The sequence below is a fragment of the Vibrio sp. VP6 genome (genome assembly GCF_028823755.1).
GTDB classification, from domain to species: domain Bacteria; phylum Pseudomonadota; class Gammaproteobacteria; order Enterobacterales; family Vibrionaceae; genus Vibrio; species Vibrio parahaemolyticus.
The window spans coordinates 156,802-175,378 of record NZ_JAPEID010000002.1 but is presented as its reverse complement, the minus strand read 5'-3'; the positions used below and the strand labels follow the sequence as shown (position 1 = coordinate 175,378).

General features: G+C 49.2%; 14 protein-coding genes. 7 read left to right on the top strand and 7 right to left on the bottom strand.

Features of this window, described 5'->3' with window-relative positions; translation table 11 throughout:
• Positions 1–6: 6 nt before the first annotated feature.
• Both OU793_RS02030 and OU793_RS02025 read right to left on the bottom strand, forming a co-directional pair.
• Positions 7–747, bottom strand: coding sequence for an L-ribulose-5-phosphate 4-epimerase (locus OU793_RS02030; protein WP_005460645.1), 741 nt, complete (start codon positions 745–747; stop codon positions 7–9).
• On the bottom strand, positions 740–2,443 hold the full coding sequence (locus tag OU793_RS02025; protein ID WP_005460432.1) for a ribulokinase: 1,704 nt from the start codon (positions 2,441–2,443) through the stop codon (positions 740–742). The genes OU793_RS02030 and OU793_RS02025 overlap by 8 nt, the downstream gene beginning before the upstream one ends.
• 371 nt (positions 2,444–2,814) lie before the next feature.
• Here OU793_RS02025 and OU793_RS02020 point away from each other — a divergent pair, with 371 nt between their 5' ends.
• From OU793_RS02020 to araH, 3 genes are read left to right on the top strand one after another with little or no spacing between them, the layout of a single operon-like run.
• Positions 2,815–3,816 carry an arabinose ABC transporter substrate-binding protein gene (locus tag OU793_RS02020; RefSeq protein WP_005460652.1) on the top strand — a complete coding sequence of 334 codons (1,002 nt, stop codon included), beginning with the start codon at positions 2,815–2,817 and terminating at the stop codon, positions 3,814–3,816.
• Between the two features lie 56 nt (positions 3,817–3,872).
• Positions 3,873–5,387, top strand: a complete 1,515-nt coding sequence (gene araG / locus OU793_RS02015) for an L-arabinose ABC transporter ATP-binding protein AraG (protein WP_180793839.1) — start codon at positions 3,873–3,875, stop codon at positions 5,385–5,387.
• A 14-nt stretch (positions 5,388–5,401) separates the two neighbouring features.
• Positions 5,402–6,391 (top strand): L-arabinose ABC transporter permease AraH, encoded by a 990-nt coding sequence (gene araH, locus OU793_RS02010; protein ID WP_005477508.1) that lies wholly within the window; start codon positions 5,402–5,404, stop codon positions 6,389–6,391.
• Positions 6,392–6,484: 93 nt separating this feature from the next.
• On the opposite strand, the gene OU793_RS02005 is transcribed toward araH, so the two are convergent.
• Positions 6,485–8,476, bottom strand: a complete 1,992-nt coding sequence (locus OU793_RS02005; protein WP_140103037.1) for a U32 family peptidase — start codon at positions 8,474–8,476, stop codon at positions 6,485–6,487.
• A 227-nt stretch (positions 8,477–8,703) separates the two neighbouring features.
• On the opposite strand from OU793_RS02005, the gene OU793_RS02000 reads away from it, so the two are divergent.
• Complete coding sequence (locus OU793_RS02000; RefSeq protein ID WP_140103036.1) at positions 8,704–9,150, top strand: DUF302 domain-containing protein; 447 nt, start codon at positions 8,704–8,706, stop codon at positions 9,148–9,150.
• Positions 9,151–9,245: 95 nt separating this feature from the next.
• On the opposite strand, the gene ptsG is transcribed toward OU793_RS02000, so the two are convergent.
• Entirely contained in the window at positions 9,246–10,688 is a 1,443-nt protein-coding gene (gene ptsG, locus OU793_RS01995) for a glucose-specific PTS transporter subunit IIBC (RefSeq protein ID WP_159404237.1), read from the bottom strand.
• Between the two features lie 247 nt (positions 10,689–10,935).
• Between ptsG and OU793_RS01990 the strand changes: the two genes are divergently transcribed.
• The 3 genes from OU793_RS01990 to OU793_RS01980 are packed head-to-tail and all read left to right on the top strand — an operon-like array spanning position 10,936 to position 14,301.
• On the top strand, positions 10,936–11,643 hold the full coding sequence (locus OU793_RS01990) for a response regulator (protein WP_021450481.1): 708 nt from the start codon (positions 10,936–10,938) through the stop codon (positions 11,641–11,643).
• The gene (locus OU793_RS01985; protein ID WP_140103034.1) at positions 11,633–13,054 is read left to right on the top strand and encodes an ATP-binding protein; all 1,422 of its coding nucleotides are present in this window, start codon (positions 11,633–11,635) and stop codon (positions 13,052–13,054) included. Before OU793_RS01990 ends, OU793_RS01985 begins: the two co-directional genes overlap by 11 nt.
• A 2-nt stretch (positions 13,055–13,056) precedes the next feature.
• Entirely contained in the window at positions 13,057–14,301 is a 1,245-nt protein-coding gene (locus OU793_RS01980) for an ABC transporter substrate-binding protein (protein WP_031814398.1), read from the top strand.
• 73 nt (positions 14,302–14,374) lie between these two features.
• On the opposite strand, the gene OU793_RS01975 is transcribed toward OU793_RS01980, so the two are convergent.
• From OU793_RS01975 to OU793_RS01965, 3 genes are read right to left on the bottom strand one after another with little or no spacing between them, the layout of a single operon-like run.
• Positions 14,375–15,577 (bottom strand): type III PLP-dependent enzyme, encoded by a 1,203-nt coding sequence (locus OU793_RS01975; RefSeq protein ID WP_140103033.1) that lies wholly within the window; start codon positions 15,575–15,577, stop codon positions 14,375–14,377.
• The gene (locus OU793_RS01970) at positions 15,570–17,399 is read right to left on the bottom strand and encodes an IucA/IucC family siderophore biosynthesis protein (RefSeq protein WP_140103032.1); all 1,830 of its coding nucleotides are present in this window, start codon (positions 17,397–17,399) and stop codon (positions 15,570–15,572) included. The genes OU793_RS01975 and OU793_RS01970 overlap by 8 nt, the downstream gene beginning before the upstream one ends.
• The gene (locus OU793_RS01965) at positions 17,371–18,576 is read right to left on the bottom strand and encodes an MFS transporter (protein ID WP_140103031.1); all 1,206 of its coding nucleotides are present in this window, start codon (positions 18,574–18,576) and stop codon (positions 17,371–17,373) included. The genes OU793_RS01970 and OU793_RS01965 overlap by 29 nt, the downstream gene beginning before the upstream one ends.
• Position 18,577: the final 1 nt, after the last annotated feature.

The following is an 18,577-nucleotide window of genomic DNA, read 5'->3' as shown; positions in this document are numbered from 1 at the left end:
GTTTCCTTATTTTTTGCTTTGACCGTAGTAGGCGTTCGCGCCGTGCTTACGTAAATAATGTTTGTCGAGAAGCGAAGGGTTAAGAGTGTCTACCTCGGCATTGATTTGCAGTGTTTGCAAAGCCATGCCAGCGACAACTTCAACCACTACGGCGTTGTGAACCGCTTGAGCAGGGCTTTTACCCCAAGTAAAAGGTGCGTGTTCTTTGACCAAAATTCCGGGTGACGCCATAACGTTTGAATCACCGATGGTTTCGACGATGACTTTGCCAGTGTTGAGCTCGTAGTTGTGCGCGATCTCTTCGTCACTCAAGGCGCGAGTGCACGCAATTTGTCCGTAGAAATAATCCGCATGAGTTGTGCCCAACGCGGGAATGGCTCTGCCTGCTTGTGCCCATGCCGTTGCCTGAGGAGAGTGGGTGTGAACGATGCCGCCAATCTCCGGGAAATGGCGATAAAGCTCTAGATGCGTGGCCGTGTCGGAAGATGGGTTGAGTTTCCCTTCAACCACTTGGCCGTGCAGATCGACCACCACCATGTTTTCAGCATTCAGTTCGCAGTACTCAACACCGCTGGGTTTGATAACAACCAATCCAGATTCTCTATCGATGCCTGACACATTGCCCCACGTGAACGTCACAAGGTTATGACGTTGTAAATCCATATTGGCTTGCCAGACTTGGTGACGCAGCGTTTTGATTCGTTCGACTAATGAGTTCGCATCATTCCAGACGGTTTGTTCAGACATCTTCACGCTCCTGCGATTGGTGAAACTCCGCAATCTGCTCCATGTGCTGCCCAAGCTCGCGATACGTCGCGTAACGCTGTGCTCGCAATGTTTGCACTTTTGGTGTTGGTGAGTAGGTTTGACGAACAGGACTTGCCATCACGGCTTGTGCTGATTTAGTCGTCGGGTAAACGCCAGCTGCGACGGCTGCAAAAATCGCTGCCCCCAATGCGCAACATTGATCTGATTCGACCACGATGATGTCGCGACCAATCACATCGGCGCACATTTGCATCACGTAAGGGGATTTTTGCGCAATGCCACCAATGGCGATGACGCGTTCGACAGTGACATCTTGTTCAATAAAGCAATCGACGATCGCTTTTGCGCCATGCGCAGTGGATTCTACGAGTGCGGAGAAAATTGCAGGTGATGAGCTACCAAGGTTTAAGTCACAAATGGCACCTTTAAGACGCTGGTTTGCGTAAGGGGTTCGGCGGCCATTGAGCCAATCCATTGCAACCGGAGTATATTGGTCGATACCTTGCTGCTCGGCAGCTTGCGAGAGCATCGGCAAAAGTTCTGAAGCAATTTCTTCGGCAGTTAAGGCAAAGTCTGGATTGTGTTCGGCATAAGCCTGTAGTGGCCACATTAAGACGTTTTTGAACCAGGCATACATGTCGCCAAAAGCGGACTGTCCGGCTTCAAGTGCTAGCAACTCGGGCATGGCACTGCCTTCGACTTGACCACAAATACCATGAATAGTGCGGTCACCGACGTTTTGTGATTCAACCATCAAAATGTCACAGGTAGAAGTGCCGATGACTTTAACTAAATCGTTGGCACCAGCACCGGCACCAACGGCGCCCATGTGGCAATCAAACTCGCCGATTGCAATCGCGATGCCTTCTGGTAAGCCTAATTTTATTGCCCATGCTTTTGATAGGTACCCGGCCGCCTGATCGGAGGTAAAGACTTCTGTGAACATACGGTCGCGAATACCGTCTAACGTCGGTGAAATTGCGCTTAAAAACGCTTGTTCAGGTAGTCCGCCCCAGCTTTCATGCCACATCGCTTTGTGTCCAGCAGCGCAGATGCCACGACGCAATTTTTGTGGATGTTGAGTATCAGCCAAAATTGCTGGGATCCAATCACACAGCTCGACCCAGCTGAAAGCACGTTTTGCAACTTGTTCATCTTGTTCGCTGACCCAAGCCGCTTTTGCCCAAAACCATTCTGAAGAGTACACACCGCCGACGTAACGCGTGTAATCGGTGAATTTTCCCGAATGGGCGAGTTCATTAATTCGATCTGCTTTGGCTACGGATGTGTGATCTTTCCAGAGGACGAACATTGCATTTGGGTTGTGCTCAAACTCAGGAAGCAGCGCCAAAACAGTGCCGTTTTCATCTATTGGAGCTGGGGTTGAGCCTGTTGTGTCGACGCCTATGCCGACAACAGAATCGGCCAGAGTCTGTGGCACTGTTGCCAGTACCTCTTGGATCGCGCTGGTCATTGCATCCAAATAATCTTGCGGGTGATGTCTGAATTGCGATTGCGCAGGTTGGCAATAGAGCCCCTTCATCCATCGTGAGTAGTACACCACAGACGAGGAAACTTCCTGGCCTGTTTCGGCATTAACAATAAGCGCACGTACGGAGTCCGATCCGAAGTCCAAACCAATTACATGCTGCTGATGTGTATTTATTGTGTCCATGACAACTCCAACTTTTGGTCAGCAAACTAAATCTACTTGTTGTTATAGCCAGAGCAGGTGGGTTATCCCATAAATAGGGTTGCTAAGTTTATGGACAAAAACGTCACTGGGTGTTTTTTGTGTCCTTTTTAACACCTTTATATATTGCTCAAAAATTAAGTGTTTTCGACCATGATTAACGTTCGCGTTGGGGTTTGAGCGATATTTGAAAGTTGCTAGTCGCACAATTGAGAGCTGCTTCATAGCCTCTGTAGCTAAATGAATGGACAAAATTGCTACATTTTCCCGCTGTGATTTTTATCACTAACAAATGGTCAAGGATGCACAAATATGTACAGCGAACACTCACCTCTACCAGTGGATGGATAACAATGAAATTAAAAAAACTACTCACAATCGCTGCCCTATCTGGCATGACAATGCTCAGTGCCTCTGCTAACGCTTTTTTTGGCTCCAATGACGATAACGTCAGACTTGGTTACCTCGTGAAGCAGCCGGAAGAGCCTTGGTTTCAAACCGAGTGGTCTTTTGCGGAAAAAGCAGCGAAGCAATACGATTTTGAATTGGTCAAGATGGCCGTGCCTGATGGTGAAAAAACGCTGAATGCGATTGATACGCTTGCTGCCAGCGGGGCGAAAGGTTTTGTCATTTGTACGCCAGATCCAAAGCTTGGCCCTGCGATTATGGCCAAAGCGAAAAGCTACGATTTGAAAGTCATTACTGTTGATGATCAGTTTCTAAACGCGAAAGGCGAACCGATGAAAGAGGTGCCTTTAGTGATGATGGCGGCGAGTGAAATTGGTTACCGTCAGGGCTCAGAGCTGTTTAAAGAGATGACGAATCGTGGATGGGATGCCGCTACAACAGGTGTTATGGCCATTACTGCTGACGAACTAGATACCGCTCGTCGCCGTGTGGATGGTTCTGTAAAAGCACTTGAAGATGCTGGCTTTCCTAAATCTCAAATCTACCGTGTTCCGACCAAAACGAATGACATCCCAGGTGCGTTAGATGCCGCTAACTCACTGTTGGTTCAATATCCGAAGGTTAAGCAATGGCTGATTGTTGGTATGAACGACAACACGGTTTTAGGTGGTGTACGCGCGACTGAAGGCCAAGGTTTTGCCGCTGAAAACGTGATTGGTATTGGTATTAATGGTGTCGATGCCGTGAATGAGTTGGCGAAGTCAAACGCTACGGGTTTCTTTGGCTCACTATTGCCAAGCCCTGACGTGCACGGCTTTAAGAGCATCGAATCACTTTACAAATGGGTGAAAGAAGATGTGCAGCCAGAGAAGTTTGTGGAAGTCACCGATGTTGTGCTGATCACTCGCGACAACTTCCGTGAAGAGCTACAGAAAAAAGGTCTTTAAGCCTATTTGCGGTGGTGCAATGACCGCCGCTCTTTCGGGAAACGGAGAGAATGATCATGATAAATTCCCCTTCTTACCTTGAGTTTTGCAACATATCGAAGCATTTCCCAGGAGTTAAGGCATTGAGCAACATTAGTTTTCGCGCCAACAAAGGCAGCATTCATGCGCTAATGGGTGAAAACGGTGCAGGTAAATCAACGTTGCTTAAAACTCTCAGTGGCTTACACCAACCTACTGAAGGCGAGTTGGTCGTCGATGGTAAAGCTTTGGTGTTCAACTCAGCGACTGATGCGCTTGAGCAAGGTATCGCCATTATTTACCAAGAGCTGAACTTGGTACCTGAGCTTAGTGTGGCAGAAAACATCTACCTAGGTCAGTTGCCAACAAAAGGTGGCCGTGTAGATGTGGAAACATTGAACGCTCGAGCGCGAGAACAGCTAAAACGTTTGGGGGAGGATTTTGATCCTTCTCGCCCACTTAAAGAGTTTTCTATCGGCCAGTGGCAAATGGTGGAAATTGCCAAAGCACTAAGCCGCAATGCTCAGATTATCGCGTTTGATGAACCAACCAGCAGTTTGTCTCAACGCGAGATTCAAAACTTATTCAAAGTTATTCGCGAACTGCGCGATGACGGCAAAATCATTCTGTACGTTTCCCATCGTATGGAAGAGATCTTCGATTTGTGCGATGCCATTACCATCTTCAAAGATGGGACACATGTACAAACATTTGACGACATGACCGACTTAACCCATGAAAAATTGGTTGAGCTGATGGTCGGTCGTGAAATCAACGATATCTACAACTACCGTTCGCGTTCTCTCGGCGAAAGTGGCCTACGCATTGAAAACCTTGAAGGCAAAGGGTTAACCCAACCAGTCTCACTCGATATTCGTCAAGGTGAAATTCTGGGTCTGTTTGGTTTAGTTGGGGCAGGGAGAACAGAACTAACCCGTCTCATTTTCGGCGCGGAAAAAGCGCAAGCCGGACAAATTTACATTCATGGGCAGCCCATCAGTGTCAGAAGTCCACAAGATGCGATTCGCGCAGGCATTACGTTATGCCCAGAAGACCGTAAAGCGGACGCTATCGTTCCTATTCTCTCGGTGGAAGAGAACACCAACATCAGTGCTCGTCCATGGAATTTGAAATTGGGCGGTTTGATCGATTTCAAATGGGAAAGAGACAACGCAGAGCAGCAACGTAAGGCTTTGAACGTTAAAACCGCCTCACTACAACAGGCTATAGGGCAGTTGTCTGGTGGTAACCAACAAAAAGTGATTTTAGGCCGCTGGCTCTCCACCGATATGAGTGTGATTTTGTTGGACGAGCCAACACGAGGTATTGACGTTGGTGCGAAATCAGAGATCTACGAACTGATTTTCAATCTTGCTGAGCGCGGTGTCACTGTGCTGGTGGTGTCGAGTGATTTGCCAGAAGTTCTTGGTATATCCGATCGCGTAATGGTGATGAAAGAAGGTGCGGTAACAGGTGAACTACAGCGCCATGAGTTTAAAGAACAAACTGCTTTGAGTTTAGCCATGTTGGGCAACAACCAAGCTGCTGCATAATAAAGGAATATCCTATGTCTGTAACAAGCTCTACGAAAATACTAGAACAACAGGACGCGAAGCGTTCATGGAATTTTGCTGGGATTTGGGACCGATTCGGCATGCTGATGGTGTTCGCTGGTCTGTTTTTATTGTGTGCTTTCTTTGTGCCTTACTTCGCGACGTTCATCAATATGAAAGGTCTGGGTTTGGCGATCTCTATGAGTGGCATGGTGGCGTGTGCCATGCTGTTTTGCTTGGCGTGTGGTGATCTGGATTTGTCGGTCGCGTCCATCATTGCTTGCTCTGGTGTGGTTACCGCCGTCGCAATTAACGCAACCAGCAGCGTGGTACTTGGTGTGGGCGCAGGTCTACTTTCTGGCGTTGCTTTTGGTCTGTTAAACGGTTTTGTCATTGCTAAGTTGCAAATCAACGCACTGATCACCACTTTGGCGACTATGCAGATAGCACGAGGCTTGGGCTACATCATCTCAGATGGTAAAGCAGTGGGCATCACAGAAGAGAGCTTCTTTGCACTGGGTAACTCATCATTCATTGGTATCCCAACGCCGATTTGGTTGACGATCATTACCTTTGGAGTCTTTGCTTTCTTGCTGAATCGCACCGTTTATGGTCGTAACACGCTCGCGATTGGGGGCAACGAAGAAGCGGCTCGCTTAGCGGGTGTGAATGTCGTGAAAACTAAGATGATTATCTTCACCGTGTCTGGCTTTATCTCGGCATTGGCGGGGGTTATTTTGGCGGCGCGTATGACCAGTGGTCAGCCTATGACGTCAGTGGGCTTTGAATTGGTGGTTATCTCTGCCTGTGTCCTTGGTGGTGTGTCGCTAAAAGGTGGTATCGGTAAAGTCTCTTACGTGATTGCTGGCGTGCTGATTTTGGGTACAGTCGAAAATGCAATGAACCTTCTTAACATGTCACCATTCGCGCAATACGTCGTGCGCGGTGCAATATTACTTGCTGCTGTTATTTTTGACCGCTACAAACAAACCAGCCGCGCATAATGCTCTTTCTACTTGGTATCACTTCCAAGTGAACACAAGCCCAAAACAGCCATGATTTTATGGCTGTTTTGGGTTTAGCTCTCGAATCAAACCCTACAACCCCTTCAAATACTGCGCGTTGGCTGTTGGTTGAATCATGGCATTCAGCGTTTGGACGGCTTGTTCACTGTGATCTTCAAGTAGAGCTAAGAACGCGTCAATCAACTCAGGTTTGCTTGCTGAGACTTTCGTTTCGGTCTGGATATCACGCAGATCGATCAACACATCGGTAAACAATTGCGGCAGATCGTGCAGCACTTGCAGGTTTAAGACGTTGTGCTCGCTGTAGATTGAATTGTGGCTGCCTTTCTGTTTTTGCACCACGTAAGGATTGTCTTTTAAGTTGATGATAGACGTGCGTTTATCACAGCGTTTCAAACAACCTTTGTTGACCTTCACCTTACGGCATCCTTCGGTTTGTTGGAACAAACATTGGCGGCTCGTGAGTAGGGTATTTGGATGATAAATGCTGTAGAAGCTGCGCATGTTTTTCGGACGCTTGATATGGCGCATCTGCTTCATATTCAGCTCGTTAGAAACAAACGCGCCACTTGCCGCGAACTCGTATTGAAGGCATTTAAACGCGTATGAGTTCACCGTGTTCATTTGTGGGCCTGCCACCCAGCCTAAGCCGAGCTCTTTTGCGATCATGCCGACGCCTGAGTTGTTGGTGATCAACAATTCAGGTTGGATTGTGTCCAAAAATACACGAGCGGCGTAGTAGTCTTCGCCAATCAAAATGGCAGGGAACCAAGGTTTGAGCATTGGGTTGGCTTGGAACAATTCAATCATCGCGCTCAGTTCACCAGACAATCCCATTGGCAATTGATAGTAAACATCAATGTCGTGGTATTCGCACAGCATGGCTTCTTGTGCTGACGAGATCAGAACCGATAGTTTTGGCGCTCCTTGGCGAGGTTCTGGTTGAGGTAACGCTGGCAGAGTTGGTACATCAATCGACCCTTTCAAGCTGCTGCCGGATACTTGTGTTGAAGTGACATCGAACGACTTAGTTTGCTCTGCCACTTTCTCAATGATCGCGGTTTTGTCGTCGTAGAGTTTCTTTTTCACCGCTTGCACATCATCAGCAGATTGGCATTGATAAACCTTCGAAAAATGCTTTACAGCGTGGTCGCGCGGGTTGTCGATGTACATCGCCTTGCCGAAATCACCTTGCAAAAATGCGTTGGAGAAATCGCGGTTGAACACCGTGTATAACTCGGTGGTGTCTTCAGAGAGTTCCAAACCCTCGCACAAGCGATCGATTTGCTGACGCCAATTATCGACCACGGTATAGACGTAGTGCGATTTCTTGATTCGTCCTTCCACTTTTAATGAATACACGCCAGCATCGGCAAGCGCTTTCACGTCCCCAAAGGCGGAGTTGTCTTTCATATTGAGTGGGTAGTTGTTGCCCGTTTTGGTCGTTTCGTACTGTTCGCGACAAGGTTGGCTGCAGCGTCCACGGTTACCTGATGCACCATTGCGAGCGGAACTGATATAGCAAATTCCGGAGAATCCGATGCAGTATGAGCCGTGGACAAACACTTCCATCATTACGTTGTGCTCGCGACCAAATTGCGCCAGATGTTTTATTTCATCGATGTTAAGTTCGCGAGATAAGTTTACTCGGCTTGCGGTGAGCTGGTTGAGAAAGAGGGTCTGACCTTCGTTATGCGTGTTTAGTTGCGTTGAAGCGTGCACATCCAAATCGGGAAAGTGATGTTTGAGAATGTAGGCCAGACCGAGATCTTGCACGATCACGCCATCGATTTTGGTGGTGTTCAGTTGGCTGAGTAAGCGAACAATCGCTGGAATTTCACTTTCTAAAATCAGCACATTCAACGTTAGGAAAATCTTACAGCTGTGCTGATGGGCCAACGTTAACACGCCATTTAAGTTATCTAAGGTGAGGTTGGTCGCTCGGTTACGAGCATTGAAGCGGTCGAGCCCACAGTAAATTGCATCGGCGCCAGCGGCAATGGCGGCTTTGATGGAATCTAAATCACCACCGGGTGCTAATAACTCAAATTGATCGCGTGTCACTACTTTTCTCTTTCTTACTAAAATAGGCTGCAAATGTTACGTATTTCACGCTTTTGATGCTCGGCTAGTTAATGCTTTATTAATCTGAATCAATTAATCCGTGTTACACGGTCGACTCTTGAGTGGGTAGAGTGCAATTCGCGATAGCGGAATCTGACTTCTATAGTTTTCCTACACTTGGTTTTTCTATATTTAGTTTTCGACTCAGAAAGAGGAAGGGACGACAAATGAAAAAAGTAATCATCGGGTTGGTCGTGGCGTTGACGTCATTGAGTGCGTTGGCTTGTGAGGGTGTGGTAACCGTTGCGAGCACGCATTCAGCAAAAGATACGGCGGATAAATTTGTCGCTATCGCGCAAGAAAAAGGGTTGAACGTCTTTGCGCGCATTAACCATCAAGAGAATGCCACGAAAGTCGATATGACGTTGCGACCAACTGAAGTTATCGTGTTTGGGAACCCTAAAGTGGGCACGCCACTGATGATCTGTGCGCAGGAAGTGGCGCTCGATTTACCCCAAAAAGTGTTGGTGTATGAAGATGCAGAAGGCAAAACGTGGTTAGCTTATAACGATCCTATGTATTTAAAGCAGCGCCATCATATTGAAGGCTGTGACGAGGTATTGAACAAAATCAGCGGCGTGCTGGGCAATTTAACCAACGCGGCGGCGAAGTAGGGCTGGTTATTGGCTTCGCTTTTTTTACTCCGAAAACGAAAAAGCCAACCTCACAAGGAGGTTGGCAAATCTTACCTAGATTGGGGGAGGTAAGATCAGGAGGTGGCGAGTACGCTGTGTACTTCTGACTTAATTGAGTCAGACTGCGTACCGAAAATCGCTTGTAAACTGTCGCCAATCACTAACACATCTCGCGCGCCGAGCGCTTTTAGCTTAGCAACATCAACGTTGGCAATGTCTTTTACCGAGACACGCAGACGGGTGATACACGCATCGACTGACTTAATATTGGCTTTGCCGCCCAATGCAGCCACTACATCTACCGCGATTTCATCAGGCTGTCCGGCGATCTTCACTTCTGCAATGTCGGTTTCGCGACCCGGCGTTTTTAGATCCAACTTCACAATTAGGAAGCGGAACAAGCCATAGTACAGCGTCGCCCAGATTGGACCGATGATGATGAACATCCATGCGTTGCTCGACATTGGGTAGTAAAGGAAGAACTGGATCGCGCCGTGCGCAAAGTCAGTACTGTGTTTGATTTCCAAAAATGCGGTGATCGCAAACGCAATACCAGTCAAGAAAATATGAATCACGTACAGCACTGGCGCGACGAATAAGAAGGTAAATTCGATTGGCTCTGTGATACCGGTTAACCAAGAGGTCAACGCCGCTGACATCATCAAACCACCGACGATTTTCTTGCGCTCTGGAGACGCGCAGTGGTAAATCGCCAGTGCCGCTGCTGGTAGCGCCCACATGGAATACATAAAGCCACCAGACAGATAACCCGCGGTTTTATCGCCCGCGAAGAAGCGAGTGAGCTCTCCAGTAAACTCTTTGCCGGTTTCTGGGTCTACATAGCTGCCGACTTCAAAGAAGAACGGCGCATTCCAGATGTGGTGCAAACCAACCGGGAGTAATGAACGTTCGCCCGCGCCGTAAACCGCCCACGCGAGTACAGGGTTTTGGTACGCTGCCCAATGAGAAAATGCATCAAGAAGTTGTCCGACAGGTGGCCATGCAAACGCGAGAATCGCACCAACGACGATCGCCGATAAACCGGTGACAATGGGCACAAATCGCTTACCCGCGAAAAAGCCCAAATATTCCGGCAGTTTGATATTGTAGAAGCGGTTGTACATGATTGCCGCGACCGCACCGATAAAGATGCCGCCAAACACCCCGGTTTGCAGCGTCTCAACGCCCATAATGGTGGCGTCAGTTTCTATGCCGCGCAAGCCAGTCACGATACCGAGCGATGCGTTCATAATGATCAGACCAACTAAGCCTGCGAGCGCAGCGGCACCGTCATTGCCTTTTGATAACCCGAGCGCCACACCGACCGCAAACATCAACTGCATGTTGCCGAACACGCCTTCACCGGCGGCGAGCATCACTTTGTTGACCGCGTCTGGAATAAACGCAAAACCCGCGTTACCAATACCCAGCATCAAGCCAGCCACTGGTAACACCGCCACAGGCAGCATCAACGACCGCCCTATTTTTTGTAGTTGTCCAAATATACTTGCAAACATGGTTTCCTCCTGACGAATGCCAGTGTTGTAGGACCTGATTCCTTCAGGTCATGTTGTTTCACGTAAGGTCAGGATGATCATAGCGAGCAAGGCGGCGCCTAAGGTTACAAAAGGCAATCAGTTTGTAAGTGGCCGCTTACAAATCTCTTACACTGAGAAGTGAAAATTGTAATCGGCTCGATTGTGCATGGGCGTTTAAGAATGCATCATATTGGCCAGCGCTAAGCACAGGCACAGGGAAAGTAGGATGGAAAACAAGCAGATACTGGTCGTCGATGACAACCTCGACCTTCGCGAAGCGTTGTCAGATTACCTTGGCCGCGCAGGGTTTGAAGTGCTTTGCGCGGAAAACGGCGGCGTGATGTGGCAACTGCTCAACGATCACCATCCTGATTTAATCATCCTCGATATTATGATGCCCGGTGAAGACGGCTTTACCCTGTGCCAGAAACTGCGCAAAAATTCCGATATCCCGATCATCATGCTGACCGCCGTCACTGAAGAAGCCGACCGAGTCGCAGGGCTAGAAATGGGCGCTGACGACTACATCACCAAATCATTCAGTCCGCGTGAACTGCTCGCGCGCATCAAAACGATTCTGAGACGCAGCCAAACGACCGCCAATAGCAAACTGACGCGTAAAGTGCGTTTTGACGACTGGTTGTTAGATACAGTAACTCGGCAACTGACCCACGTTGCTAGCCGCGAGGTCAAACAACTGAGTGGCGCGGATTTGTCGCTACTTGGTTTATTCGTCAACCACGCACAATCGATCTTGTCGCGCGATGATATTGCGCGCGAGATCTGGGGACGCGATGCCGACCCGTTTGAACGCGGCATTGACGTGCAGATCAGCCGCTTGCGTCATCACCTTGAAGATAAAGACCGCTCGCTGATCCTAACGGTGCGCAACAAAGGCTACATGCTAACCACGGACGTGCATTATGAGAATTAAACGCTGGACGGGATCACTGGTCGTTCGCACCAGTGTGTTCCTGTTGCTGGTGATCATTTTGGCGCAGGTATTATCCGGAATTATCTGGTATCAACACGCCAGCAAACGCGATAAAGAAGGCCTGACCACCACGGTCAAAAGCTTAGCACTGAGCGCTTCTTCCACCATCGCTTTCTTTCAAACCCTCCCTTCTGAATATCGCCACTTGGTGCTCAATCAACTACGCAATATGGGCGGCACGCGCTTTTTCGTCTCACTCAACAACCACCAGATCGACGTCGACCCGCTGCCAGAAAGCGAACGCAAAACGTTGGTCATCAACCAAGTTCGCGAGGTATTAGAAAGCGAGCTGAGCGGCATTCCTAATATCGAGGTGGAGTTCACCCAGCGCGACAAACTCAAAGTGTTCAACAACGAGCTACCTATCGATGAACTGCCACTATTGTGGGCGCATTATTCGCTTTCGTTTGGTGACCTCAATCCACCGATTCTGGTGATGCAGGTCGAAGTCGCACAGAACGAATGGTTTTATCTCGCGGCGGTGCTACCCGCGCCTTACATCAACCTAGAGACTAACTATTTTGAGCTGCGCCAATGGCTGACGCTATTGGTGTCCGCGCTAATGCTGTTGCTGTGTACCTGGTTTATCGTTCGCAAAGAAATTCAACCCATTCGAGAGCTGGCAAAAGCAGCAACCCTGATGTCGAGCCGATTAGACGTGCCCGAAGTCTCTGAGCGAGGCAGTAACGAACTGAAAGCGGCGGTACGTGCGTTTAATAAAATGAACCGACGCATCGACAGCCACATTAAAGACCGCGAGATGCTGTTCAGTGCCATTTCACACGATCTGAAAACGCCGATTGCTTGCCTAAAACTGCGGGCGGAAATGCTGGATGACGACGCCGACCGAGAACGCTTTATCCGCCTGAGTAACGACCTAGATTTGATGGTCAAAGGCGCATTGCAATGCATTAAAGAGACCGATATCCACGAGGAAATCGAGCCGATCAATTTTACCCAACTGATTCAGCACATTTCCGCCAATGCGCCGGACACAATTCGCATCCACGGTGAAATCCGCACCCACTTTGCTGGTAAACCGTTAGCGATTAAGCGCTGCATTCAGAATCTGGTCGATAACGCGCTCAAATACGGCCATCAAGCGGACATTACGCTGAGTGAAAGCCCAGAGTCGATCCAGATTGAAATTGAAGATCACGGTGACGGTGTTGACGATTTATTACTTGAAAAGCTCTGCCAGCCATACTTCCGCGCTAGCAACGATAAAGAAGGCTGTGGGTTGGGGTTAACCATTTCACAGAGTATTGCAAAGGCTCATGGCGGCAACTTGTTGCTGAGCCATTCTCAGTTTGGCGGCCTCTGCGCCACACTGACTTTCCCGAGAGACTGACTATGAACAAACTGGCATTCTTGTTCCCACTGTTGCTCGCCCCTTGCGTCGCTCACGCTGAGTCGCCACAAGGGGTAGAGTTTTTACATTGGTGGACTTCTGACGGCGAACAGCAAGCGCTGCAAACACTCAAAGCTCAGCTAAAACGGCACGATATAGAGCTGCTGCAAAGCCCGGTATTAGGCGGTGGTGGCGACAGCGCGATGACGGTACTGCAAGCTCGCGCGCTGGCGGGCAACCCACCGAGCTTCGCGCAAATCGAAGGGCCAAGTATTAAGGCGTGGGATGCCATCGGTATTTTGCACAACGTCAACGCGGTAGCGGATGAGCAGCGCTGGGACGAGGTGCTCTACCCGCTGTCTATCGAAATCAATAAAACACAAAACGGCTATATCGCCCTGCCACTTACGCTGCACCGCTTGAACTGGTTGTGGGTCAACCACAAGCTGCTTAAACAACTGAATCTTTCCGCGCCGAAAAATTGGCAAGAAATGTTCGCCGCCATGGAGCTTGCGAAACAAAATGGCATCGTGCCAATCGCGGTCGGTGAGCAGCCGTGGCAAGTCGCCCAACTTTTCGAGAACTTAGTGATCTCCACTGGCGGCGTTGAGTTCTACACCAATGCAATGGTTAAACTTGAGCGAGACAGCATCGACAGTGATACCCTGCGCCAAGCGTTGACGCAATTTCGCCGCCTGAGTTTGTTGATCGACAACCAATTACCCGACAGTAAGTGGGATACGGCGACCCAAGCGCTAGCCGACGGTCAAGCGCTGTTTCAAATCGGTGGAGATTGGATTTTAGGTGAGCTGCTCGCCAATCAAGTCTCAGTCCCGCAAGAGGTCGGCTGTTACCCAACGCCGGACAGCGATGGCGTATTCCTCTACAACATGGACAGTTTGGTGTTTATGTCGAGCAAGTCGTTTTCTGCCGAGGCGGCGCTGCAAACCGCAAGCGCGCTGGCAGACGTCGAGTTTCAAGCTAAGTTCAATAAGGTAAAAGGCTCGATTCCGGTACGCACCGATATCGACATCAGCGATTTTAATCCGTGTCAGGTCCAGTCATATCAAGACTTTCACTACGGCGTTAAACACAACCTCGCTGTGCCGAGTATGATTGATTCGATGGCGGTCAATCCGGTTGCTCAGCAAGCGATAAACTCGGAAATCTTCCGTTTTTACCGCAATCCCAAGATGGAACCCGACGAGCTGATAAAACGCATTATTGCTATTTCGCAAAGCGGTTAATGGCAATGAATTTGTGCCGAGTGGAATAAAAAAGCCCCAATGATTGGGGCTTGAGTAAAGCGAAGTACGCCGTTTAGAAATAGTGGAAGATCGGCGGTTCATGCATCAAGAAGTTTTGATGGGAGATGTTCCACGCATAGGCGCCCGCTAAGGTAAACACAACATAATCACCAATATCGACGTGGGCGACGTGTTGATTGCGTGCCAGCACATCTTTGGGCGTACAAAGCTGGCCGACAAAAGTTGCTTGTGCATGCTGAATTGGATGAGAAATTTCATGGTGTTGCTCGCTTTTCAGGATGACGAATGGATGATCATGGCTCTGCGCTGCTGGCGTGCGAAAATGGTGGGTTCCTCCGCGCGCGATGACAAAGTTTTCGCCAAGATTTTGCTTAATATCCAGCACTTCCATTACGTAATAACCGCATGCCGCCGTGATGAAACGTCCGCATTCAAAACGCAGTGTCCAGTCTTGCACTTGCTCTTTGGCGATGAGGAATTCCAACTTGTCGCAAAACTCCATCCACGGAAAGTGTTGCTCAGGGTTTTGGTAGTTAATCCCCATGCCTCCACCCAAGTTGATCATCAGCTCACCGAGTTCAAACTCTTGTTGCCACGTTTTCACGACTTGGAAATAGCGCTGCATTAACGCTAAGTGACGTTCAACATCGAGCTGATGCGACATCAAGTGAAAATGGAAGCCTTTGAGTGACACTTGCGGGAAATCGCGCAGCAACATCAAAGCATTACTCAGTTCGGACTCGTCCAAACCAAAAGGAGTCGGCTTGCCGCCCATCGCCAACTTGCTGAGCGTGATGTCGCCAATATCGATGTTCATACGCAAAAAGATCGAAGCAGGGCGGTTGAGGCGCTCGGTTAGTGCACCAATGCGTTGCAGCTCGGTGAGGCTTTCGACATGAATTGCATCAACATCAAGCTCAATCGCTTGTTGCAATTCACTTGGCATTTTCCCTGGGCCACCGAAGATCAATGGCTTATCGAGTTGTTGCTGGTGGAGGTGTGCCAGCTCCCCGCCAGACGCCGCTTCAAAACCATCGACATACGGCGCGAGCGTTTTGAGAATCGGGCCCGATGGATTGGCTTTGGCTGCGTAAAATAGCTCGACATTTTTCGGCAAAACGTGACGCAGTTGTTTGATGTGTTCTTCTAAGGCGTTTAGGTCATACAAGTACGCGCACAAGGGTTGATTTTGCTGCTGTGCGAGCGTGTGAACTTGCTGGCTAACGCGTGTCGGTAGGGAGAGTGAATTAGACATATTGCGCTCCTTTTTCGTATTGCTGCCAAGGTGTGGCGACTTGGGTATAGCCCGACTCTTTATCGGCTTTTTGCATCAAACGTGTGGTGAAATTATTTTTGCTTGGGAAGTGACCGCCATTCAGCAACGCTTCTAGTTCCGGCTGTTTTCCATTCACTGACTGCCAACGCACAATGGCACTTTGCACCGCATTCCATAGCGTTTGCTCTAGTGGCTCATCACCTTCTGCGATGAAGAAAATCGCTTCGCTGATGTTGTTGATAAAGGTGCAGTATCCGATGCGATTCCAGCCTTGTTCGCGACTGTAGTAAACCGATTGTCGCGCGCGTTCAGACAAGTCAGTTAATGTTTCTGCTGGCCAAAACTCCGGCAGTAACTTGGTGCCTTCCAAATCACGAATCCAAACACAACACGGCATCTCTTGTTCAAAGCCAATCAAGGTGTTTTGCAAATGCGGCTCAAACGCCACCCCGTGTTTGAAGTAGTAGTTAAACACACCTGGAATCAGGCAATGCAAATAGCGTTCAAACCACAGTGTCGCGATGTCGGAATAGCGATTTTGCGTAGTACGCGCTTTGTTTTTAAGGCGTTGAGCAATGCAACTGTTGCCGTTTTTGTCGTAAGCAAACAGAGCGCCAGCGAGGGTTGGTTTTAAGATGTCGACTTCGCTCAGCGAGAAATTTTCGCGGTATAAAATCCCAAACGATTCGCGCGCTTTGGTGTTGTCGTCCCAATTACGCTCAGCGACACTTTCTAGATTCAACGTAGTGGCGTAAGGCTCTGTCATCACTTTAAATACGGGGTTGTGCAGCTGTTCGTTTTCTCTTATTGGTTTGAGAATCGACGTGAGCTGCACGGCGCTGTCGAGTTCGTACCACGCGTTTTTGCGCACGCAATTGGTTAATCGTACGTTGATGGAGAATTTCGCAAACCAATCCATGTCTGGGTGGTAGAGGGTACGAACTGAAGAGGTCGGCTGCATCTTTTCACCACCTAAACCCAGTGGTGTGATCTTGCCTTGTTCAATGGCACGCTTCACGCTTGGGTTGCTCAAAATGGTGTAGCTTTCCCAAGGATGGCAAGGGTAGAGTGTCTTCCCATTGCTGGTGGCGTGTTGTGGCGCGAGCTGTTGTAGCATGCGTTGCGCAGGGTTAGCTTTTCCGTCGGAACTCAGCACATCAAGTAAGGACGTATCCACTTCAAACCAGTACAGCGGGACTTGCGCGCCGACTTCTGGAGAAAACGCCAAGAGATCATCCATGGTGACGCCCGAACGACTTTTTGGGGTCGGATGGAAAGTGTGCCCCCAAATCAGAGATTGTTCCGAAGCGATAAATTCGTTGTGATGCGATTTGGGCGCGACGTTGAGAAACTGCTCGGTAACCAGCACGCTATTTTCCAGTTGTTCGATCAGCTCATGGTTGAACGGGATCGCCAACACCTGCTTGAGATAGTTCAGCAAAAGCGTAAGAGTTTGCGTGGCATCCAATTTCGCCCAACCAGAGCCCGGCATTTTCGCCCAAGGCAGTTCTGCCAATTTGATTTTGCCCAGTTTGCTCGCGTAGTGAATCGGCAAAACCAGCACGCCATTTTGTTGAGAAAGATGAACGGCTACCCGCTGCTTGGCGGAATAGTTGCGTTTTAACGTTTGGGGTAGCGATGTCGATTGGTAGTGCCATTCCACTTGTTGATTCGGCAGTGCAAATTCACGTAAGTAACAATTAAGAACACCCATTATCGTGTTGAGTTGGGCTTTCTCACGATTGAGCTGCACATCATGCGCGCGCAACTCGCTAGTCTGAGAGGATTGAGTTTGTAACATGTTGATTTCCAAATTTTGAGTGGAGAACCAGCGCGATCAAGGTGATTACGCTGACTATCGCAGAAAGTAGGAAAGGAACCTCAAGTAGCCCCAAGCTAGAAATGAAAGAAGCGCAAAATCCCGCCGCCACGCCACCCCATTTGGACATGGCATCAAAGCGAGAAAATACTTTGCCACTGAGTTTGCGATCCAGATTGCTCGCAAGATGCTGATGCAATCCGTGATAGCAACACACCATCGCGATGCCGAAGATAATTCTCGCAGCAATGAGTGCGGTTTCGGACGCAATCAAATGCAAAGCAGAGCTCACGGCAAGCAATGCAAACCCGAGCCACAACGTGCGCAGCGGTTGATGGCGATTCAGCCCATCTGACAACACGTGGATTTTGCCTGCCAGCAACAGATAGACGCCATGCGGCAGTGCGTACAAAAAACCGATCCATGCGTGGTGAGTGATGCCATATTGCTGCACAAACGGCGAGAAATAAGGAAAGGTCACCACCATAGAAAACGCAAACCCGAACTGAGCAAAGAAGATCCAGCGAATGGCATGCATTGCGTTTTTCTGTGCAACAGGTTGTTCTTGCTGAGATTCTGAGTTTGGCTTTTCGAGGTTTTGGTCGGCGGGTTTATCCACTGGCAGTGTTAGCGTGATGCCCATCGCAATTAAAGGCAAAACGCATAACCAAAGGTACGCGTTGAGCGGGTTGGTCTCTGACAAGCTCCAGCCGAGCCCAATGGGCGCAACGATCAGCGCCAAGCGAGCAGATAGTTGGGTTTTATTGAGTGACTTGCCGAGTGTTTTGGCTTCTTTAATTTGACTAGATAAGTAGCTGTTCGAGGCGGCCATGGTGCCGCCAAAGGTTCCTTGAACAATAAGACCAAACACAAACATGGCGAGGTTGTCTGCCAAGCCGCACAGCGCAAACCCTGCTGCAAGGCCAAGTTGTGCACGCAAGAGTGAGCGGCGGCGACCATAGCGATCGGCAAAGTTGCCCCAAAATCGCGCCGCCAACGCAGTACAAAACGTAGGTAGGATAAACAATACCCCTGCCCAGTCCGCATCAATGCTTTCGCCTAACGTTGGCAACACGACGGGTAGAAATAGCGGCATACCTAACGCGGCAAACGCAGCGATAAAGTGGCACAACAACACACTGTAGATGAGTTTGGTCATA

What these genes read in the sequence shown, in the direction of transcription:
- OU793_RS01975 (WP_140103033.1), bottom strand. Translation starts at nt 15,577, where the DNA reads ATGTCTAATTCACTCTCCCTACCGACACGCGTTAGCCAGCAAGTTCAC.
- araG (WP_180793839.1), top strand. Translation starts at nt 3,873, where the DNA reads ATGATAAATTCCCCTTCTTACCTTGAGTTTTGCAACATATCGAAGCAT.
- OU793_RS02000 (WP_140103036.1), top strand. Translation starts at nt 8,704, where the DNA reads ATGAAAAAAGTAATCATCGGGTTGGTCGTGGCGTTGACGTCATTGAGT.
- OU793_RS01990 (WP_021450481.1), top strand. Translation starts at nt 10,936, where the DNA reads ATGGAAAACAAGCAGATACTGGTCGTCGATGACAACCTCGACCTTCGC.
- OU793_RS02030 (WP_005460645.1), bottom strand. Translation starts at nt 747, where the DNA reads ATGTCTGAACAAACCGTCTGGAATGATGCGAACTCATTAGTCGAACGA.
- ptsG (WP_159404237.1), bottom strand. Translation starts at nt 10,688, where the DNA reads ATGTTTGCAAGTATATTTGGACAACTACAAAAAATAGGGCGGTCGTTG.
- OU793_RS01970 (WP_140103032.1), bottom strand. Translation starts at nt 17,399, where the DNA reads ATGTTACAAACTCAATCCTCTCAGACTAGCGAGTTGCGCGCGCATGAT.
- OU793_RS01985 (WP_140103034.1), top strand. Translation starts at nt 11,633, where the DNA reads ATGAGAATTAAACGCTGGACGGGATCACTGGTCGTTCGCACCAGTGTG.
- OU793_RS01965 (WP_140103031.1), bottom strand. Translation starts at nt 18,576, where the DNA reads ATGACCAAACTCATCTACAGTGTGTTGTTGTGCCACTTTATCGCTGCG.
- araH (WP_005477508.1), top strand. Translation starts at nt 5,402, where the DNA reads ATGTCTGTAACAAGCTCTACGAAAATACTAGAACAACAGGACGCGAAG.
- OU793_RS02020 (WP_005460652.1), top strand. Translation starts at nt 2,815, where the DNA reads ATGAAATTAAAAAAACTACTCACAATCGCTGCCCTATCTGGCATGACA.
- OU793_RS02025 (WP_005460432.1), bottom strand. Translation starts at nt 2,443, where the DNA reads ATGGACACAATAAATACACATCAGCAGCATGTAATTGGTTTGGACTTC.
- OU793_RS01980 (WP_031814398.1), top strand. Translation starts at nt 13,057, where the DNA reads ATGAACAAACTGGCATTCTTGTTCCCACTGTTGCTCGCCCCTTGCGTC.